At 72.9% G+C, this 19,357-nt stretch carries 19 protein-coding genes; 13 read left to right on the top strand and 6 right to left on the bottom strand.

The genetic code is table 11. The annotated features are described in order from the left end of the window. Window positions 1-55: 55 nt before the first annotated feature. Window positions 56-640 (top strand): AAA family ATPase, encoded by a 585-nt coding sequence (locus tag ABD437_RS32685; protein ID WP_344652808.1) that lies wholly within the window; start codon window positions 56-58, stop codon window positions 638-640. On the opposite strand, the gene ABD437_RS32680 is transcribed toward ABD437_RS32685, so the two are convergent. Further along, window positions 637-1,641, bottom strand: a complete 1,005-nt coding sequence (locus ABD437_RS32680) for an acyl-CoA dehydrogenase family protein (RefSeq protein WP_344652807.1) — start codon at window positions 1,639-1,641, stop codon at window positions 637-639. The genes ABD437_RS32685 and ABD437_RS32680 overlap by 4 nt on opposite strands. 122 nt (window positions 1,642-1,763) lie before the next feature. Here ABD437_RS32680 and ABD437_RS32675 point away from each other — a divergent pair, with 122 nt between their 5' ends. Further along, window positions 1,764-2,036: a hypothetical protein gene (locus ABD437_RS32675; RefSeq protein ID WP_344652806.1), complete on the top strand. Its 273-nt coding sequence runs from the start codon at window positions 1,764-1,766 to the stop codon at window positions 2,034-2,036. 47 nt (window positions 2,037-2,083) lie between these two features. Here ABD437_RS32675 and ABD437_RS32670 read toward each other — a convergent pair whose 3' ends face one another. Next, window positions 2,084-2,887, bottom strand: a complete 804-nt coding sequence (locus ABD437_RS32670) for a DUF1684 domain-containing protein (protein ID WP_344652805.1) — start codon at window positions 2,885-2,887, stop codon at window positions 2,084-2,086. Window positions 2,888-2,955: 68 nt separating this feature from the next. Between ABD437_RS32670 and ABD437_RS32665 the strand changes: the two genes are divergently transcribed. Further along, the gene (locus ABD437_RS32665) at window positions 2,956-4,068 is read left to right on the top strand and encodes an esterase-like activity of phytase family protein (RefSeq protein ID WP_344652804.1); all 1,113 of its coding nucleotides are present in this window, start codon (window positions 2,956-2,958) and stop codon (window positions 4,066-4,068) included. On the opposite strand, the gene ABD437_RS32660 is transcribed toward ABD437_RS32665, so the two are convergent. Continuing rightward, on the bottom strand, window positions 4,061-4,744 hold the full coding sequence (locus ABD437_RS32660) for a PASTA domain-containing protein (protein WP_344652803.1): 684 nt from the start codon (window positions 4,742-4,744) through the stop codon (window positions 4,061-4,063). The two genes, ABD437_RS32665 and ABD437_RS32660, sit on opposite strands and share 8 nt — an antisense overlap. A gap of 72 nt (window positions 4,745-4,816) precedes the next feature. Then, complete coding sequence (locus tag ABD437_RS32655; RefSeq protein WP_344652802.1) at window positions 4,817-5,503, bottom strand: type 1 glutamine amidotransferase domain-containing protein; 687 nt, start codon at window positions 5,501-5,503, stop codon at window positions 4,817-4,819. Between the two features lie 50 nt (window positions 5,504-5,553). Between ABD437_RS32655 and ABD437_RS32650 the strand changes: the two genes are divergently transcribed. Next, on the top strand, window positions 5,554-6,444 hold the full coding sequence (locus ABD437_RS32650; RefSeq protein ID WP_344652801.1) for a LysR family transcriptional regulator: 891 nt from the start codon (window positions 5,554-5,556) through the stop codon (window positions 6,442-6,444). Window positions 6,445-6,537: 93 nt separating this feature from the next. On the opposite strand, the gene ABD437_RS32645 is transcribed toward ABD437_RS32650, so the two are convergent. Next, complete coding sequence (locus tag ABD437_RS32645) at window positions 6,538-9,150, bottom strand: tetratricopeptide repeat protein (RefSeq protein WP_344652800.1); 2,613 nt, start codon at window positions 9,148-9,150, stop codon at window positions 6,538-6,540. A gap of 67 nt (window positions 9,151-9,217) precedes the next feature. On the opposite strand from ABD437_RS32645, the gene ABD437_RS32640 reads away from it, so the two are divergent. Both ABD437_RS32640 and ABD437_RS32635 read left to right on the top strand, forming a co-directional pair. Continuing rightward, the gene (locus ABD437_RS32640; RefSeq protein ID WP_344652799.1) at window positions 9,218-9,499 is read left to right on the top strand and encodes a hypothetical protein; all 282 of its coding nucleotides are present in this window, start codon (window positions 9,218-9,220) and stop codon (window positions 9,497-9,499) included. 85 nt (window positions 9,500-9,584) lie between these two features. Next, window positions 9,585-10,580: a glycoside hydrolase family protein gene (locus ABD437_RS32635; RefSeq protein WP_344652798.1), complete on the top strand. Its 996-nt coding sequence runs from the start codon at window positions 9,585-9,587 to the stop codon at window positions 10,578-10,580. A gap of 710 nt (window positions 10,581-11,290) precedes the next feature. Here ABD437_RS32635 and ABD437_RS32630 read toward each other — a convergent pair. Continuing rightward, the gene (locus tag ABD437_RS32630; RefSeq protein WP_344652797.1) at window positions 11,291-11,896 is read right to left on the bottom strand and encodes a helix-turn-helix domain-containing protein; all 606 of its coding nucleotides are present in this window, start codon (window positions 11,894-11,896) and stop codon (window positions 11,291-11,293) included. Window positions 11,897-11,982: 86 nt separating this feature from the next. Between ABD437_RS32630 and ABD437_RS32625 the strand changes: the two genes are divergently transcribed. Genes ABD437_RS32625 through ABD437_RS32595 form a run of 7 tightly spaced genes read left to right on the top strand, consistent with a single transcriptional unit; the run spans window position 11,983 to window position 19,337 of the window. Continuing rightward, window positions 11,983-13,233, top strand: coding sequence for an amidohydrolase family protein (locus tag ABD437_RS32625; protein WP_344652796.1), 1,251 nt, complete (start codon window positions 11,983-11,985; stop codon window positions 13,231-13,233). Next, window positions 13,230-13,976, top strand: coding sequence for an ABC transporter ATP-binding protein (locus ABD437_RS32620; protein ID WP_344652795.1), 747 nt, complete (start codon window positions 13,230-13,232; stop codon window positions 13,974-13,976). The genes ABD437_RS32625 and ABD437_RS32620 overlap by 4 nt, the downstream gene beginning before the upstream one ends. Further along, window positions 13,973-14,809 (top strand): ABC transporter permease, encoded by an 837-nt coding sequence (locus ABD437_RS32615; protein WP_344652794.1) that lies wholly within the window; start codon window positions 13,973-13,975, stop codon window positions 14,807-14,809. Before ABD437_RS32620 ends, ABD437_RS32615 begins: the two co-directional genes overlap by 4 nt. A 28-nt stretch (window positions 14,810-14,837) precedes the next feature. After that, window positions 14,838-16,019: a substrate-binding domain-containing protein gene (locus ABD437_RS32610; RefSeq protein WP_344652793.1), complete on the top strand. Its 1,182-nt coding sequence runs from the start codon at window positions 14,838-14,840 to the stop codon at window positions 16,017-16,019. Then, the gene (locus ABD437_RS32605) at window positions 16,016-17,305 is read left to right on the top strand and encodes an FAD-binding oxidoreductase (RefSeq protein ID WP_344652792.1); all 1,290 of its coding nucleotides are present in this window, start codon (window positions 16,016-16,018) and stop codon (window positions 17,303-17,305) included. Before ABD437_RS32610 ends, ABD437_RS32605 begins: the two co-directional genes overlap by 4 nt. Continuing rightward, window positions 17,302-18,054 carry a creatininase family protein gene (locus ABD437_RS32600; RefSeq protein ID WP_344652791.1) on the top strand — a complete coding sequence of 251 codons (753 nt, stop codon included), beginning with the start codon at window positions 17,302-17,304 and terminating at the stop codon, window positions 18,052-18,054. Before ABD437_RS32605 ends, ABD437_RS32600 begins: the two co-directional genes overlap by 4 nt. Next, window positions 18,051-19,337 (top strand): amidohydrolase family protein, encoded by a 1,287-nt coding sequence (locus tag ABD437_RS32595; RefSeq protein WP_425558295.1) that lies wholly within the window; start codon window positions 18,051-18,053, stop codon window positions 19,335-19,337. Before ABD437_RS32600 ends, ABD437_RS32595 begins: the two co-directional genes overlap by 4 nt. Window positions 19,338-19,357: the final 20 nt, after the last annotated feature.

The raw sequence follows: 19,357 nt of genomic DNA, 5'->3' as shown, positions 1-19,357 counted from the left end.
CGCACGGTATCCACCGTCCACGCGTTCGTGGCTTGCTTCTCTCGCCGATGACTGCGTGAATAGTGGTGTGCGTCGGTACATCCTCACCGGAGCGCCGGGATGCGGGAAGACGACGATTCTTCACGCTTTGGCCGAGCGTGGCTACTCCGTGGTCGAGGAAGCCGCCGGCGACGTCATCGCCCAGCAGCAGGCGCTCGGCGTCGACGCACCGTGGGAGGGCGCGGGGTTCGTCGACGCGGTCGTCCGCCTGCAGCACGAACGCCAGCAGCAGCTCCCGGTCGACAGTGACGGTGTGCAGCTCTTCGACCGGTCGCCGATCTGCACGCTCGCGCTCGCCCGCTACTCCGGGTTACCCACGACCCGGGCGTTGCGTGCCGAGGTCAACCGGATCGTGCAGAGCGGCATCTACCAGCCGCTGGTGTTCTTCGTCGCGCGGTGGGGCCCGGTCGGCCCGACGTCGGCCCGCCCGATCACCGAGGCCGACGCCAAGCGGTTCGAGGAGATCCACCGGACGGCCTACGAGAGCTGCGGCTACGAGCTCGTCGACATCCCGCCGGGCGAACTGGACCACCGCGCCGACCTGATCGACGACGTGCTGGCCGACGAGGACGTCCGCTTCTCCGAAGAGGCCTGGAGCTAGTACAGCACCCCGAGCCGCGGCGGAGCCACGCCGTTGAGCAGGTGGTTGCCGATGTGCACGTACTTCCAGCGTGCCGGGTCGCGCACCGTCTCGTCGACTAGCCGCGCACCGTGTTCGAGCAGCGCCTCCAGCGCGTGCAGGCGCGTGGTGAGCTCACCGAACCGGCGCCGGACGTGCGGTTCGTCGGCGGCGCGCTCCACGTCGGCCTCGAACCAGGGGCGGCTGCGCTCGCGGACGAACGCCGCACCGTCCGCCAGCGCGGCACCGGCGATGCCGATGTCGATCGCGGCGTGCAGCGCCTGGTCGTAGGCGCCCAGCACGAGCGGTGGTACCTCCGCCGGCGGCGGCCCCTCCTGGAGCACCAGCTCCACCGGCACCCGCGCGAGGCGGACCGTGCCGCTGAACGAGGCCCGCTGGCCGAAACCGGACCAGTCGGCCAGGTCGAGCGTGACACCCCGGTCGCCGGGCCGGACGAACGCCGTGGCCGGATGACCGTCGTCGTCGAGCGCCGCGACCGCGATCCAGGCGGCGTCGAGCGAGCCGGTCGCGTAGTACTTCACGCCGTCGAGGAGCCAGGTGCCCTCGCCGGACCGGGTGACCCGGGTCTCCCGGTCGATCGAGCGCTTCGTGGTGCGTTCGACGGTCGCGTTGCCGACCCGGCCGTCGGCCAGCACGTCGGCGAAGATCCGGTCGACCTCGGGCGCCCCGATGATCGCCTGCGTGACGACGAAGTGCGCGAGCAACTGCTGAGCCACGGCCGGGTCGGCGGCGGCGAGGATCCGCACGACCTCCACCACGGTCGAGCGGGGCAGGTCGGGGCCGCCGTACGCGGCCGGCACCGCGATCCCGAGCAGCCCGCTGCGGTCGATCGCGGCGAGTTCGGCGTGCGGTGGCGTGCGCCCGCGGTCTCGCGCCACCGCGGTGGCGGCGATCGATCCGGCCAGCTCGCGGGCCACGGCCAGCGCCTCCGCGGAGGTGGTGATCTTGTCGGCGGTCGTCATGGCGCCCTATTAGCTACTAAACCGATAGGCAATACAGAGATTTGAGCGAACGGATAGACCGCGTTCCGGCGGGTAGAGACCCGCCGCGGGGGCGCGCCCGGCGAGCACGAATGGTGATGACGGTGGCAGAACAGATCGGAACCGATATCGACGGATACTCCGTCGTCGCGGGCCACTGGCCCCTGGTGGGGCCGCACAGCCCGGTGCGCACGGCCTACGCCGCGCAGGCGTTGACCGCGCTGGTGACCTATCTGGAGCACGCCGTGGGGGCGCCCGACGGCCTCGGTGACCGGCAGGACGCCGACCAGGTCCTCGACGCCGTCAGCGACGCGCTGTCCGGGCTACCGGGCGTCGTGTCGTCGGTGGAGCGACGGCGGGGCGCCCTGGCGGAGTGACGCCGCTGGTCCGGGGCCGACGGGGGTCCCGGACCAGCCGCGGGAACTCAGAGCCGCTCGGTGGGGATCTTCTCGCCGGCCTCGATCGCGATCGGCAGGCGGTTCTCGGCCGGGGGCAGCGGGCAGGTGGCCAGGTCGGTGTAGGCGCAGGGCAGGTTCGCCGCCCGGTTGAAGTCGACCGTCACCGAACCGTCCTCGGCCGGAGCGTCCACCGAGAGCGACCGGTTCGCCGCGTACGTGGTGACACCCGACGTGGCGTCGGTGAACAGGACCGAGAGCGTGCCGGGCTGGTGACCGTTGAACGCGGTCAGCGTGAACTCCCGGTCCTCCAGCGTGAACCGGAGCTCGCCCGGTGCGTCGTACACGTGCTGCAGCCCTTCGACCGCGGCGCCCACCGTCGTCGGACGCGGCTCGTCGAACGGAACGTAGACGCCGGTGGCGACCCAGCGCGGGTCGGGAGCGTACGCCGGCGTGCCGTCGAAGTTCGCACGCAGCGGGTTCTCCGGGTGGCGCGGCCGGATGATGTCGTTCCCACCGCGCTTGGCGACCTCGATCACCGCGTCCCCGGACTTCGGGTACAGGCTCGCGCGCTCGGCGATGACGCCGAAGCTGTGACGCCCGGTGACCGGCTCGCCGTCCACGACGAGTTCCTCGCCGGGGTCGAGTTCGACGACGACGCCGTTGGGCCCGGTGGACCAGGCGCCCGGCGCGTCCGGGAACCGCTGCGGGTTCTCGTCGAGCCAGTTGAGGCTGGTGATCGCCAGGAAACCGTGCGGATCACCGAGGACGCGCTGGTGCTTGGCGTACCAGTCTTCCCAGTCCTGCACGAAGGTGTCAGCGGTGACGGTCATAGCGCTCTCCCCACGACGACACGGATGCTTCACCAGTACGAATTGCGAAAGCACTTACTCTCATTCCCGTGCGGGCCGCGGCAGTTCTTCTCCTGGTGGTGCTTCTCCTCACCGGCTGCCGGGGTGACGCGGAACCGGCGGCCGAGCCGACGAAGGCCGCCGTGCCCGCGCTGGAGTTCCTCGGCGACACGACGATTCCGCGCTCACCGGAGTTCCGGGGCACCACGGTCGGTGGCCTCTCCGGCATCAGCTACGACCGGCGCGCCGGCCGCTACTACCTGATCAGCGACGACCGTTCGGAACGGAACCCGGCGCGGTTCTACACCGCGGACATCGACGTCTCGGGGCGCAAGGTCACCGCGACGCTCACCGGCACCGCACCGCTGCGACGCCAGGACGGCTCGGTGTTCCCGTCGCTCGCGTCCGGCGCCGTCCCACCCGACCCGGAGGGCATCGCCGTCCACCCGGGTACCGGTGACCTCTACTGGGTCGACGAGGGCGAGCGCAGCGACAACCTGCTGAACCCGGCGGTCCGGATCGCGAAGCCGTCGGGTGCGTACGTCCGGAAACTTCCGATCCCGGACGAGCTGACGATCGCCCCCGGCGCGGGCCCCCGCCGCAATCAGGCGCTCGAAGGCATCTCGTTCACCCCTGACGGCACCCGCTTCGCGGTCGGGATGGAAGACCCGCTGCGTCAGGACGGCCCGAACCCCACCGCGCAGGCCGGTGCGCTGACCCGTGTCGTCGAGTACGACACCGCGACCGGCCGCCCGGTCGCGGAGTACGCGTACCCGCTGGAGCCGCTGTTCGCCGCGCCGCGCGAAGCCGACTCCGGCGACACGAACGGGCTGTCCGACCTGGTCGCGCTGGGCGGCGGCCGCTACCTCGTGCTCGAGCGCGCCGCGGTCGTCGACCGGTACCGCATCAAGGTGCGTGTCTTCCTGGCCGACACCCGGAACGCCACGAACGTGCTCGGCCGCAACTCCCTGTCCGGCGCCACCGCAATGACGAAGACGCTGCTGCTCGATCTGGACGACGCACCGGGCCTGCGCATCGACAACTTCGAGGGTGCGACGCTCGGCCCCGACCTTCCCGACGGACGGCGCACCGTGCTCATCGTCTCCGACGACAACTTCCGCTTCCTGCAGACCAGCACGGTCGCGGCGTTCGCGCTCAGCTAGCGCAGGCGTCGTTCGCCTCGCCGATCTTCACGACGGTGAGCCGGACCCGCGTCGAGCGCACCGGCTGCGTCCCCGCCTTCACCGACTGGGCGGTGACGATCCAGTTCCGGTCGACGAACTGCCGCCGCCCCTGCCCGGTGCCGTCGACCGACGCCAGCACGAAGAACCCGGCCGCCTGCAGCGCGTCCTGCGCGGCCTGCAGGTCGCGGCAGACCACGTCCGGGATCACCCCGTCGGACGGCGCCCCGGTCGCCGCCGCGTCGGTGGGTTTGCTGACCCGCAGCGTGACCGTCGCCGAACCAGCGACCTTCGCGCCCGGCGCCGGGTTCTGGCTCCGCACGACCCAGTTCGCCCGGCTGAGCACCGGCCGGTTCCGGTCGGTGGCGTCCTCGACCCGCCGGTTCTCGAAGCCCAGCGAGGTCAGCTTCTGCTCGGCGTCGGGCAGGCGGACGCCGATCAGGTTCGGGACGGTCAGCCGGGCGGGCGCCACCGCGGCGGCCTTCGCCGACACCGACACCGACGGGCTCGGGTCCGGCTCGCCACCGCCCTGCTGCGCGATCGACACCAGCAGACCGGCGCAACAGGACAGCGCGAGCACCACGAGCATCACGATGAGCAGGATCCACACACCACGGTTGCGCGGGCCGAAGGCACGGGGCCGCCGCTGGAAGCTCATCGGGTTCCCCCCACGTATCGTGATCGTTCGCCTCCACTATGTATCGGCGAGGCGAGCCGCGGGGGGCCTCCGTCAGGAGAGCCGCGTGAGTACCTCCGCGGCCAGCGGCGCCGACGAGGCCGGGTTCTGGCCGGTGTAGAGGTTCCGGTCGGCGACGACGTGGGGCTGCCAGGCCGGTCCCTCGTCGAACGTGGCGCCGAGCGCGGTCAGCCGGTCCTGCAGGAGCCAGGGTGCCTTCTCGGCCAGCCCGGCCTGGGTCTCCTCGGCGTTGGTGAACCCGGTGAGGCGGTACCCGGCGAACGGCGACGTCCCGTCGGGGCGGTGCGCGGCCAGCAGTGCCGCCGGCCCGTGGCAGACGATCGCCAGCGGCTTGCCGGAGTCGAGCGTCGTGGTGAGCAGGCGGCCGGAGTCGGCGTCGACGGCCAGGTCCTCCATCGGGCCGTGGCCGCCCGGGTAGAACACCGCCGCGTAGTCGGCGACGTCGACCTTCGCCAGGTCGAGCGGGGCTGCCAGCTCGCTGATCGCGTTCAGCCGCTCCTCGACGTCGGTGCGGCCGTCGTTCGCGTCGGGGGCGAGGCTGCCGCGGTCGGGCACCGGGGTCACCCCGCCCGGGGACGCGAACACCACGGTGTGGCCGGCCCGGGTGAAGGCCTCGTACGGCGCGAGCAGTTCCTCGGCCCAGTAGCCGGTGGGGTGCTGGGTGCCGTCGTTCAGGGTCCAGTGCCGGGCGCCGGTCACCACGAACAAGATCGTTGACATGGTGTCGACGGTAGGTCGGGATCGATCGGGCGAAAAATAGAATCACCGATGTGAGCGATCAGAAATCCGATGGGCCGCTCGATCTCGGGCAGCTGCGTACCTTCCTCGCGGTCTACCGGGCCGGATCGCTGACCGCCGGTGCGCGGCTGGCCGGTCTGGCGCAACCGACGGCCACCGCCCAGCTGCGTGCCCTGGAGCACGCGCTCGGGCGGCGGCTGTTCGCGCGCCTGCCGCGTGGCGTGGCCCCGACCGCGGTCGCCGACGAGCTGGCCGCCCGGCTCGCCGGACCGATGGACGCGCTCGAATCGATCGCCGCGGGCTCCGGAGCGGCCGCCCCCGAACCGCCGGTGCACCTCGGCGGTCCGGCCGAGGCGCTGGCCCTGCTCGTGCTCCCGGTACTGGCACCGCTCCTGGGCGACGAGGTGCGCCTGCGTGTCGTCGCCGGGCTGGCCGACGACCTCCTGGCCGGGCTGCGCGACGGCGTCCACGACCTGGTGCTCTCGTCGGTGCGTCCACGCGGGCGCAGCATCCTCGCGACGCCGCTGACCGACGAGGAGTTCGTGCTGGTGTCGGCTCCGGCGCGCGCGGTGGACGCCGATCCGGAGCTGCTGGCGGCGCAGCCGCTGATCGCGTACGCCGAGGACCTGCCGATCCTGCGCCGCTACTGGCGTCACGTGTTCGGCGTGCGGCTGAACGCCGACCCGGCGCTGGTGGTACCGGATCTGCGTGCCGTCGCCGCCGCGGTCGCCGCGGGCGCCGGGATCAGCGTCCTGCCGCGGTACCTGTGCGCACCGGCGCTGGCCGACGGCACGCTCGTGGCCCTGGTGGAGCCGGACGACCCGCCGATCAACACCGTGTACCTGGCCCGGCGCACCGGCCCGGCGCACCCGCACGTCGACCGCGTCCACGACGTGCTCCTGCGGGCCGCCCGTTCGTGGTAGCCCCGGGTCACGTCGGACCCGCGCGTCGCCGCGGAGCGGCCGGCGGTGGTGGCCGACCGGCTCCGCGACGAACGTGTCCCGCCGGACCGAGCGCTAGTCGTCGCCGCGGGCCTCGTCGAGGAAGAGGCCGGCCTCCAGCGCGAGCGGGTGGCCGGGGCCCAGCACGCGGGCCGCGGTCGTGCGCACGTGCTCGTGCAGCTCGACTGCCGGCTCGACCCGGCCGGTCGCCAGATAGGCGGTGGCCAGGTTGTGCGCGGTGATCAGCGTGCCCTCGTGCTCGTCGCCCTGGACGCGCCGCCGGTCGTCGAGCACACCCTCGTACAGCGTGATGGCCTCCGGGAGCCGGCCTGCGCTCTGGTGGGCGTGGGCCAGGTTGTGCGCGGTGACCAGCGTCTCCTTGTGCTCCTCACCCCAGAGCAACCGCCGCGCGGTGAGCACGCGGGTGTAGACGCCGATCGCGTCCTCCGGCCGGTCGGCGGCCAGGAACGCGTCCGCGAGGCCGCACCACACGTCGTGCGTGACCGGGTCGTCGTCGCCGAGCGTGTCCCGGTACCCCCGGACGGCCCACTCGTACCAGAACACGCTGTCCTCGGGACGCTCCGCGCGCAGACAGGAGTCGGCCAGCTCGTGCAGCGTGTCGAGCGTCTCCTCGTGCCGCTCGCCGAACACCGTCCGCTGCCGGGTCACCAGCTCCTCGAACGTCGTGATGGCCCGGTGCGCCCGACCGGCGCGCTGGTGGGCACGGGCCAGCGCACGGACCGCGTGCAGCGTCTCCGGTTCGTCGGCTCCCACGACCCGGCGGTAACCGTCGACCACGCGCTCGAACGCGTCGACCGCCTCCTCCACCCGGCCGGACTCGCGTAACGCGTACGCCAGTCCCTCCGCGCTCAGCAGCGTCGCGCGGTGGTCGGCGCCGAGCAGCGCGGTGCGCCCGTCCAGCGCGCGCCCGAACTCGGCGATCGCCTCGTCGTACCGCCCGGCGTCGAGGTACGCGTCGGCCAGCAGGTGCCGGTCGGTGAGCGTCTCCGGGTGGTCGGCGCCGTGCACCGCGCGCGCCGTCTCCAGCACCTCCCGGTAGAGCGCGATCGCGTCGTCGTGCCGCTGCACCCGGCGGTAGGTGTAGGCCAGGTTGGCGGCGGTGAACATCGTCGCCGCGTCGTCGTTGCCCAGCACGCGCCGACGCGCGGCCAGCGTCGGTTCGTAGCGGCGGATCGCGTCCTCGGGGCGGTCGTCGTCCTCCAGCGCGTCGGCCAGCTGGTGGGCGAGCTGCAGCGTCCCGGGGTCCTCGGGGTCGGTGCGCTCGCTCAGCGTCCGCTCCAGCAGCCGCACCTGGTCGGCGTGGCGACCGGCCCGCTGGTAGGCCCGCACCAGGTCGACGCGGGTCTGCTCGGTGTCCTCGTGGTGCGGTCCGTGGAGCGCGCGCTCGCCGTCCAGCACCCGTTCGAACTCCGCGATCGCCTCGTCGTCGCGGCCCGCCTCGGCGTGGAGGGTGGCCAGCTCGTAGCGGACCTGGAGGGTCCGTTTGTGGTCCGGGCCGTAGTGCTGCTCACAGGCGGCGAGCGTGCGCCGGTAGAGCGCGAGCGCCTCGTCGGTCCGTCCGATGTCGACGTAGTGGCTCGCGACGCCGGCCGACGCGTAGATCGTGCGGGCCGAGTCCTCGCCGAGCACCGCGCGGAACTCCGGCAGGAACTCCTCGAACAGCTCGGCCGCGTCGGCGTCCCGGTCGGCGAGGTAGTAGAGGCAGCCGAGGTCGTGCACCGCGTTGAGCAGGCGGGTGTCCCCGCGGTCCCCACGGGCGCACCAGCGGGCGACCACGTCACGCAGGTGCGCGGCCGCCTCCTCGGTGCGGTCGGTGCCGAAACAGGCGTCGGCGAGCCCGTGCCGGGTGACCAGCGTCTCCGGGTGGTCCTCGCCGAACACCCGGCGCCGCGCCGCGTAGGCCACCGCGAACCGTTCGGCCGCTTCGGCCGGCTGGTCGGCGTCGACTTGGGCGTCACCGAGGGCCTTCAGCGTGAACAACGTCTCCGGGTGCTCGGGCCCCAGCAGCGACACCGAGGCGTCGTACACCTCGGTGTAGATCGGGATCGCGTCCTCCGGGCGGCCGTCCTCCACGTACGCGTAGGCGAGGTTGTGTCGGGTCACCAGGCAGTCGCGGTGCCCGTCGCCGAGCGTGCGGCGGCGGGCCGCCAGCACCCGCTCGAAGCGGCTGATCGCCTCGTCGATCTCCCCCAGGTCGAGGGCCGCGAGCGCGGCGGTGTCCGCGGCCCGGAGCGTCTCGGGGTGGTCGGGGCCGAGCACGGTGACGCGGTCCGCGTGGACCGACTCGATGAGCTCCCGCGCCTCATCGAGCCGGTCGGCCTCGGACAGCGACCCGGCCAGCGCCTCCTTGCTGCGTAACGTGTCGGGGTGGGTGGGGCCGAACCGCGCCTCGTCCGCGCGCACCGCGGTCTCCGCCGCCGCCACCGACTCGTCCGGTCGTTCGACCTCGACCAGGTACCCGGACGCCTGGTGCAACAGCCAGACCGCGGCGCGGTGGTCGTCCTCCGTGAGGTCGTCGGATCTCAGGAGGCGGGTGGCCAGGTCGCGCACGTGCGTCAGCGACTCGGCCCACCACGGCCACCCGGCCGGGTCGTTGCTGATCTCTTCTTCGGCGGCCGGAGCCGCGGCTCGGAGTCGGCGGAGTTCGCCGGCATCGGAAATCGTCACGTGAGCACGGTGTCATCCCGGTGGTAGCGGTTTGATCCCCACTTCGTGCCAGCCGGACACTGGGGGCATGGGGATTCGGCTTCCGCCGACGGCGCGGCTGAGCGAGGGCTTCTGCCCGGACGCCGCGCACGGCCGGTTGCGACTCGACGACGTGGGGGAGGAGCGGGCCGGGCGCTGCGACGCGTGCGACGCGTGGTGGCGGCCGGAGTTCCGCGAGGGTGAGCTGGTCGCCGCCTGGCTGGTGACCGTGCGGCCCGGCGGTGACGTCGCGTCGGTACGTGCCGACTCCGGGTCGCTCGATCTCGGGTTGCCGGTGAGTGATTACGTGGCTTACGCGCACCGGTGTTAGGTCGAACCTTGCCTGTCGCTTAGGGGCGCCTTGTCTCCGGATCATCGTGCTGTCCGGTGCCGGAGGGGGCGGTGAGACTGCTGGGGTGTCTCGACGTGCGCTCTTGATCCTGGTCGTGTGTGTGGGCGTGGTCGTCGCGGCGGTCGGGGGATGGGCGGTGACGGGCTCCGGGGGCGGCGGCGCGCGGGCGGCCGCGGTGGTCGACCCGCCGTCGCCGGCGGAGCCCTCGTCGGTGGGTTCCCCGGCCCCGACGGCCGCGGCTTCGCCGTCCGCGGCCGGTGCGCGGGAGCGGGTGCCGGTGGGGCCCGCCCAGGTGGGCTCGAGCCCGTCGCCGACGACCACGAGGACGGCGCGGCCGGTCGCACGCAAGCGGGGCGCGGCGCTGAACGACTTCGGGGCGGTGAAGCCGGCGCTGGCCGACTCCGGCGTCGGCTGGTACTACACCTGGGGCACCGACCCGGTCGACGCGCCCGCCGGGGTGTCGTTCACCCCGATGATCTGGGGCGCCGACTCGGTCGACGAGCGCACGCTGGCCGCGGCGAAACAGCGCGGCGACACGCTGCTCGGCTTCAACGAGCCGGACTTCGCCAGCCAGTCGAACCTCTCCCCGACCCGCGCGCTCGAACTGTGGCCGTCGCTGCAGGGCACCGGCATGCGCCTGGGCAGCCCGGCGCCGGCGTTCGGCGCCGCGACCGACGGGAGCTGGTTCGACCAGTTCATGACCGGTGCCCAGGCCCGGGGCTACCGCGTCGACTTCATCGCGCTGCACTGGTACGGCGGTGACTTCACGACCGCGAACGCGGTGAGCCAGTTGAAGAGCTACCTGCAGGCCGTGCACGACCGGTGGCACAAACCGATCTGGCTCACCGAGTACGCGCTGATCGACTTCGGCTCCGGCACGCCGCGCTACCCGTCGCCGGAGCAGCAGGCCGCGTTCGTGACCGCGTCGACGGCCATGATGGACGGTCTGTCGTTCGTCGAGCGGTACTCGTGGTTCATCTTCTCGCCGGGCACCGGCGGCACGTCGCTCTACGCCCCGGACGGTTCAGCGACGACCCTCGGCCGGGCGTACCGGCGCTAGCACGTCCCAGTGCTCCACGATCAGCCCGTCCTCGAACCGCCAGAGGTCGACGCCGGTGGCGTCGCCGGCGCCGGCCGAGCCGGCGGATGGTGTTCCTGGCCGAGCACCTCGTGGTGCCGTGGCGTGAGCGCAGAGTCGTACCTGGCCGCCGACGCGGCGACCGTGCGGGTGCTCGAGCTCAGAAGCCGAACGTGATCGTGACGTGCACCCGGACCGGGATCACCGGCACCAGGACCACTGGCACCAGCACGGGGTAGCCGACCGCCTCCAGGTACTCGGCGGCGGGTGCGACCGGCGGCCGGACGGCGGGCGCCGGGGCCGGCCGATACCTGACCGGGACCGGAACCGGGTCCGGTGCCCGGGTCGGCCGAACGGCGGCGGGCGGCCGAACGGCGTCGGGCGGCCGGGCGGCGGCAGACGGCCTCGCGGCGGCAGCTGGCCGAACGGCGGCAGGTCGGGGCGCTGCTTCGGGGCGGAGCGGCCGCGGAGGTCGGTGGGCGGGGGAGGGGCGGTCCAGGCGGGTGCTGGGGGCGCGGTACACGGCGGGGCGCGGCGCCGGGGCGCCGGTGAGCGGCGCGGGCCGCCGCACGGCCACCTCGCCGCCCGGACGCGGAGGCACTCCGGCCTCCGCGGTCGTCGCTGGGAAGTGGTACTCGACGACTGCCATCTCAACCCCCCGGGTGAGCATCGTTTCGTCCAGAATACGCCGATTACGACGCAAACGTGTGCGTCACCAGCACCACCGCCTCGGCCGCCCCGAACGCGCGCCACCGGTGCGGCACCGACCCGGGGATCCGCAGCACGTCACGCGGCCCCAGCACGTGCGGCTCGGACCCGGACCGCACCTGCGCCTCCACCGTCCCGGAGGCCACGTACACCAGCTCCGCGTGCTCGTGCACGTAGAACTCACTGAACTCCTGCGGACGCAACCGGAACTCGGTCACCGCGAACTGCCCGGGCGCCTCCACGAGCAGCCGCGCCGATCCCGCGTCGACCGGGATCGACGTCGTGTCGTTCACCGTGAGCACCACCGGTTCGGCCCCGTCCGGCACCGGTTGCGCCTCGGCGAGCAACGCCTGCTGCGAGGTCCGCAGCGCCTCCGCGACCAGGAACAGCGACCGCATGCTGCCGCGCGTGCGCCCGCGTTCGAGTTGGCTCAGGAACGGGTGCGACAGCCCGGTCACCGCGGCCACCTGCACCAACGTCATCCCGAGGGACCGCCGTCGCCGCCGGATGGCCGCTCCCAGCGCGCGTGCCTCCGGCTCGGCCTGTCGCCGCAACTCCGGTCCTCCTCCGATGTGAAACAGCGCTGTCACCGGCGTTGCGCGCGACGAAACATTCGCGGCCTAGCCTCGCCGATGTTCACCTGGTCAACATTTTGCCCGAGGAGAGAGGTGCCGTCGTGCTCGGTCCGTCCGCACTCCGGCCGGGAGACCGCGTCGCCCGCTTACGCGGCGTCCACCTCCTCGACGGCCGAACCACCGACCTGACGATCGTCGACGGCACCATCACGACCGGGGCCGCGGACACGCCCGGTGTCGATGTCGACGCCTCCGGCTGGGTCGCGGTGTCCGCGCTGGGGGAACCGCACGCGCACCTCGACAAGGCGCTCACCGTCGACCGCGGCGCCACCCGCCTCAACGGCCTGATCGAGGCCGTCGACCAGTGGCACCGGATGCTTCCCGACATCGACGGCGCCGACATCCGCGACCGCGCCGAACGGGCGCTCGGGCACTACGCCGCGGCCGGGGTCACCGCGATCCGCACCCACGTGGACGTCCCACCCGACGGCGACGCCCTGCGCGGCCTGCGCGCGCTGCTCGAACTGCGGAACGCGCTCACCGGCCACCTCACGATCCAGGTCGTTCCGCTGATCTCCCCGGCGACGCCGTCACCGGTCGTGGAGGCGGCCGCGAAGGAGGGTGCCGACCTGCTCGGCGGCGTACCCCACCTCGCCGACGACCCGGCCGCGGAGACCGCACGCCTGCTCGACGTCGCCGAGCGCGCCGGGCTCCCGCTCGACCTGCACACCGACGAGACGCTCGACCTGACCGGCGGGCTCGACCTGGCCGACCTGGCCGACCAGGTGATCGCCCGCGGGTTCCGGTACCGGGTCACGGCCAGCCACTGCGTCCGCCTCTCGATGCTCCCGCCCGAGCGCCTCACGAGCACGCTGGACCGGGTCGCGCAGGCGGGCATCGCGATCGTCGTGCTCCCGCAGACCAACCTCTACCTGCAGGGACGCGACCACGGACACTCGGTGCCGCGCGGCATCGCCCCGGTGCGCGCGATGCTCGACGCCGGAATCACGGTCGCGGCCGGCGGCGACAACCTGCGCGACCCGTTCAACGCCGTCGGCAGGGGCGACCCGCTCGAGACCGCATCTCTGCTGGTCAGCGCCGCGCATCTGCATCCGCACGAGGCGCTGGAGGCGGTGACCGGTGGCGTCCGCGCGGCGATGCACCTCCCGCCCGCCGGGCCCGCCGACGGCGCGGCCGCCGACCTGCTCCTGGTGCCGGCCCAGTCGCTCACCAGCCTGGTGGCCGGCCCCGGCGACGCGCGGGTGGTGCTGCGTGCCGGCACCGTGCTGGCCCGCACCGTCACCGATCGCGTCACCGCGATCGTTCCCCGCACCCCTCCGGAGGACCGATGACCGCCACCACCCGGGCCGCGCTCGAGTTCACCGGCGTCAGCAAGGTGTTCGACACCGGGACGACGGCGCTGAGCGGCGTCGACCTGAGCGTCGCGCCCGGCGAGTTCGTCGCGGTCGTCGGACCGTCCGGCTGCGGCAAGAGCACCCTGCTGCGGCTGGCGTCCGGATTGGACCGGGTCACCGACGGCACGCTCGAGGTCGCCGCGGACACCACGAGCTTCGTGTTCCAGGACCCGACGCTGCTGCCCTGGCGCTCGGCGCTGGGCAACGTCGCGCTCGTCGGGCAGCTCCGCGGCGTCGGCAAGAAGGAACGGACGGCCCGGGCGGCGGACGCGCTCGCGCTCGTCGGTCTCACCGACTTCGCGAAGAGTTTTCCCCGGCAGTTGTCCGGTGGCATGCGGATGCGGGTCTCGCTGGCCCGCGCGCTGGTCGCGGACCCGCAGCTCGCGCTGTTCGACGAGCCGTTCGGCGCGCTCGACGAGATCACCCGCCTCGGCATGCAGACCGAGCTGCAGCGCCTGTTCCAGCTGCGCGGTTTCGCCGGGCTGTTCATCACGCACTCGGTGAGCGAGGCGGTCTACCTCTCCACCCGGGTGGTGGTGATGACCGGACGGCCGGGCCGGATCGCGGCCGACATCGCGGTGCCGTTCGCGCATCCACGCTCGCCGGAACTGCGGTACACCCCGGAGTTCGCGGCGCTCACCGGCGAGGTCTCGCACGCACTGGAGGGCCACCACTCATGAGCACGGCCACCCTGGAGAAGCCGGCGACGACCACCGCGCCGAGAAGGAAGCGACGGATCACGCGCAACGTCCTGCCGGTGCTCGGCGCGCTCCTGACCGGGCTGGGCGTCTGGTACGCGGTCACCTACCTGGTGCTCTCCGAGCAGCGGCGATTCCTGCTGCCGCCGCCCGACGAGGTGTTCACGGTCGCCGTCCTCGACGCCGACCACCTGCAGCCGAAGCTCGAAGCGCTGGCGCTGACCACCCGCGTCGCGCTCACCGGGCTCGGCATCGCGGTGGTGATCGGTGTGCTCACCGCGATCCTGATGAGCCAGGCCGACTTCATCGAGCGCGCGGTCTACCCGTACGCCGTCGTGATCCAGACCGTGCCGATCCTCGCGATCGTGCCGCTGATCGGGCTGTGGTTCCAGTTCGGGTTCACCAGCCGGGTCATCGTCTGCGTGATCATCTCGTTGTTCCCGATGATTTCGAACACGCTGTTCGGCATCCACTCGGCCGACCGGGACGCCCACGACCTGTTCACGCTCAACCGGGCCGGTCGCTGGCAGCGCCTGGTGCTGCTGCAGCTACCGGCGGCGGTGCCGTCGATCTTCACCGGGCTGCGGACGTCGGCCGGGTTGTCGGTGATCGGCGCGGTCGTCGGCGACATGTTCTTCCGGCAGGGAGAGCCGGGCATCGGCGGCCTGCTCGACACCTACCGGTCGCGGCTGCAGTCCGAGGACCTGATCGCCTCGATCTTCCTGGCCTCGTTCCTCGGCGTGGCCATCTTCGCCGTGTTCACCGCGCTCGACCGCGCGGTGATCGGCCGCTGGTACGGCACGTCCCGAGCCTGACGCGAACCCCCACCTTTCCGGAGATGACGTGAACAGAAACACCCCTCGGCGGCTCGCCGCCGCCCTTCTGCTGCTCGCGCTCGCGCCGGCGCTCGTCACCGCGTGTTCGTCCGACGACGACACCGCGGTCAGCGGCGCGAACACCGCCACGGCCGCCCCGAAGGGCTCCGCGCAGGACCTGTCGGACGTCTGCCCGGCGACCGTCGTCATCCAGGCGGACTGGGAGCCCGAGGCCGAACACAGCGCCGCGTACGCGTTGATCGGCGCCGGCTACACGGTCGACGCGGGGAAGAAACGCGTCAAGGGGCCGCTGGTGAGCGGTGGGGTGGACACCGGCGTCGACGTCGAGGTGCGTGCCGGTGGGGCCGCGATCGGCTTCCAGTCGGTCACCTCGCAGATGTACGTCGACCAGGACATCCTGCTCGGCCTGGTCACCACCGACCAGGCGATCTCGGCGTCCGGGAAGCAGCCGGTCACCGCGGTCGTCGCGCCGCTGAACAAGAGCCCGCAGATGCTGATGTGGGACCCGAAGACCTACCCGGACGTGAAGACGGTCGCCGACCTCGGGAAGAAGAAGGCGTCGATCGTCGTCTCCGAGGGCACGCTCTACGCCGAGCTGCTGGTGAAGAACGGGCTGATCACGAAGGCCCAGCTGGACACGTCCTACGACGGCGCGCCCGCCCGTTTCGTCGGTGACCCGAAGATCGCCCAGCAGGGCTTCGCCACCGCCGAGCCGTACATCTACGAGAAGGAGGTGCGTGCCTGGGGCAAGCCGGTCGCGTACCAGCTGCTCGCCGACGTCGGGTACACCGTCTACCCGGAGCCGCTCTCGGTGCGCACCGGTGACCTGGCGAAGAACGCGCCCTGCCTGAAGAAGCTGGTGCCGATCCTGCAGCGCGCCCAGATCGACTACCTGGGGAAGCCCGACACCACGAACGCGCTGATCGTCGACGTCGTCGAGAAGTACGACGACGGCTGGACGTACTCCGAAGGCGTCGCGAAGTACGCCGCGAAGACGATGGCCGACCTGAAGATCGTCGCCAACGACACGTCCGGCCCGCTCGGCGGCATGGACCCGGCCCGCGTCCAGGAAACGATCGACACGTTCGCCCCGCTGCTGACGGCGAGCGGCGGCACCCCGAAGGCCGGTCTGAAGGCCGCGGACATCATCGACACGCAGTTCCTCGACAAGTCGGTGACGCTCCCGTGACGGTGACGCGGGCGCCGCTGCCCCCGGTGCCCGCGCAGGCCCAGCTCGACCGGTTCGTCGCGGCCCTCGACGGCATCCCCACCACCACCGACGACCTGGTCAAGCTCTCCTCGGACTGGTCACGCATGTCGCCGGTGCTGCAGGAGAAGCTGCCGCCCGGCCGCTTCACCGCCCAGCTCGTGGTGACGCCGGAGACCTCGGCCGACATCCCCCGCGTCCTCGCCGCCGCGTACGAACACGACGTCCCGATCACGCCCCGCGGCGCCGGCACCGGCAACTACGGCCAGGCGACGCCGTTCGCCGGCGGCGCGATCCTCGACCTGCGCCGGTGCGACCGGGTGCTGGAGGTCGGGGAGGGCTTCGTCCGCGTCGAGCCGGGCGCGAAGCTCACCGCGGTGGACGCCGCGGTGCGCGCAGGAGGTCAGGACCTCTGGATGTTCCCGTCCACCAAGGGGTCCACCGCCGGCGGGTTCGTCGGCGGCGGCAGCGCGGGCACCGGCACGATCGAGCACGGCACGACTTTCGACGGGTTCGTGAAGTCGGTGACGGTCGCGCCGTGCGACGGCAGCGGAACGGCCTTCACCCCGGCTGACGTGCGGCCCTACGTGCACGCCTACGGCGTCACCGGGGTGCTGACCGAGCTCACGCTCGCGACCGAACCGGCCCGGGACTGGCGCGCGGTCTACGTCGCGGTCGACGACTACCGCACCGGCACCGACATCCTGCGCCGCATCCGCCCGCTCGGCCCGCGGCTGGCGTCGCTGGACGAGGTGCCGCTGGTCGAACACCTGCCGTCGCCCGCCGTCGACCGGACCCGGGTGAGCGTGCGCGCGATCCTGCCGGAAGCGTCGGTGGCGGCGTTCACGGTGCTGGTCGCGGAGGCCGGCGGCGAGGTCACGTCCGTGCTCGAGGGGGTCGAGGCCACCGACCTGCTCTCCGGCATGTCGTACAACCACCCGGTCTACTTCCTCCAGCGGTCCGGGTATCCGTGCTTCCACCTGGAGTCCGCGGGCGACCCGCTCTGGGACGCCCCCGACGCGATCCGCGCCGCGCTGCCGAACGCGCTGTTCCACCTCGACCTCGGCCACCGCGGGATCCAGGGGATGATCGTCGCGGACTACACGTCCGAGGACGGTGTGCTCGCGGCGATCGCGGCCCTGGAGGAGCTCGGCGTCGGGGTGCACAGCCCGCACCAGTGGTACGTGGACCGCCAGGTCGAGCTGATCCGTTCGCTGGTCGGAACGCTCGACCCGAAAGGGCTGCTCAACCCGGGGAAGCTCGAATGAATTTCGTCGACCGCACCGCCCCCGAACTGGCCGCGCTCGATCCGGACACGGTGATCGTGCTCCCGCTGGGCTCCATCGAGCAGCACGGGCCGCACCTGCCGGTGTCCACCGACCTGACCGTGGCGTCGGCGGTGGCGTCCGCGGCCGTTCCGCTGGCCCGGACGCAGGGTGCCGACGCCCTGCTGCTGCCCCCGCTGGCCTACACCAAGTCCGACGAGCACGCCTGGTCACCCGGCACGATCTGGGTGTCCTGGGACACGCTGATGCGCACGCTCGTCGACATCGGACGTTCGATCGCGACCACCCCGGCGCGCCGGTTGCTGCTGCTGAACGCGCACGGCGGCAACTCCGCGCTCGGGCAGGTCGCGTGCCGGGAACTGCGCCGGGAGTTCGGACTGCGAACGTTCCTCGCGCACCCGTCGATGCCCGGCTCGTCGTCGTCGGCCTCCGAACTGGGCCTGGGCATCCACGGCGGCCACTCCGAGACGTCGATCATGTTGCACCTGCGTCCCGACCTGGTTCACCTGGAGCACGCGCGCCGGTGGGTGCCCGAGCCGCTGGCCGGCTACGAGCACATCGGGTTCGGCAAGCCGGTCAGCTTCGGGTGGCTCTCGTCGGACTTCAACGCCGACGGTGTGCTCGGCGACGCCTCCACGGCCACCGCCGAGTACGGCGAGCAGCTCTTCGAGCGCGCGGTCGGCACGATGGCGTCGGTGATCGGCGAAGCCCAGCGGTTCAGCCCCCGGTGAGAGTCGTCGGCGCGCTGCGTCACTGGGACGTCCGCGGCGAGTCGGCGGGCGATCTGGCCTGCGATCCGGTGACCGGCCGGTTCGTGGACGCCCGCCCCGATGACGACGACGTCCTGGTGGCCGAGGGATGCGTGGTGACGCCGGGCCTGGTCAACGCCCACCACCATCTGCTCCAGACCGCGTTCCGTACGCTCCCGGGCTCCCGGGGCGTGCCGATGCGGAAGTGGCTGGGCGTGATGGGCGCGGCGTACCGGCGCGCCGGGGTGGACGCCGAGCTGGCCGCCGCGGCGGCGTCGGCGGGGCTGGCCGAGGCGGCGCTGCGCGGCGTGACCACCGTCGCGGATCACCATCTGACCTGGCTGGGTGCGTCGGTGTCCGACGACGTCGAGCTGGCGTCCGCGGTGGTGGCGGCGGCGCGGCGGATCGGCGTCCGGCTGGTGTTCGTGCGGGGCAGTGCCGGGGACGACCCGATGCGAGCCGCGGAGTCGGCCGCCGCGATCGCGTCCGCGTTCCCGGCGGACGACCTGGTCCGGGTGGCCGTGGGCCCGGCCGGGGTGCACAGCGACGCGAAGGAGACGTTCACGCTGCTCGGCGACGTCGCGGCGCGCTACGGCCTGCGCCGACGGACCCAGGCCAACGAACAGGTCGACGTGCAGGTCGCGGCGGAGAAGTACGGGCGGCGACCGCTCGACCTGCTCGACGATTGGGGCTGGCTGGCGCCCGACGTGACGCTCGCGCACCTGTGCGACGTGACGCCGGCGGAGGTGCGTCGGGTCGCCGCGGCCGGGGTGAGCGTGACGCACGCGCCCGGCTGCGACCTGCCGATGGGGTGGGGAGTGGCGCCGATGGCGTCGTTCGCCGACGCCGGGGTGGCGGTGGGGCTCGGTACCAGCGGCGGCGGCTCGAACGACGCCGGCCACCTGCTCGCCGACGCCCGGCTGGCTATGCAGGTGGCGCCGCTGGCCGGGCGCCCGGTGTCCGCCCGTGAGGTGCTGGGCTGGGCCACCGCGGGCTCGGCCGCCGGACTGGGCCGCGGGCCCGGTTCCGGCGCCGCGCTCGGGTCGTTGGCGGTGGGGGCGGCGGCGGATCTGGTGTGTTGGGACGTCAGCGGGGTGGCCGACGCGGGGGTCGCCGATCCGGTCGGCGGGCTCCTCTGGGCCGACCCGGGCCGCCGGCCCCGGCACGTGGTGATCGCCGGCCGGGTCGTGGTCCGCGACTATCGCCTGGTCACGGCCGACGAGACCGCCGTGGCCCGGGATCTCGGGCGAGCGTCACAGCGCTGAGATCTGGTCACCCACAATCC

The sequence above is a fragment of the Cryptosporangium japonicum genome (genome assembly GCF_039524755.1).
GTDB lineage: Bacteria > Actinomycetota > Actinomycetes > Mycobacteriales > Cryptosporangiaceae > Cryptosporangium > Cryptosporangium japonicum.
The sequence above is the reverse complement of the archived record's forward strand: the minus strand, read 5'-3'. Positions and strand labels throughout refer to the sequence as shown.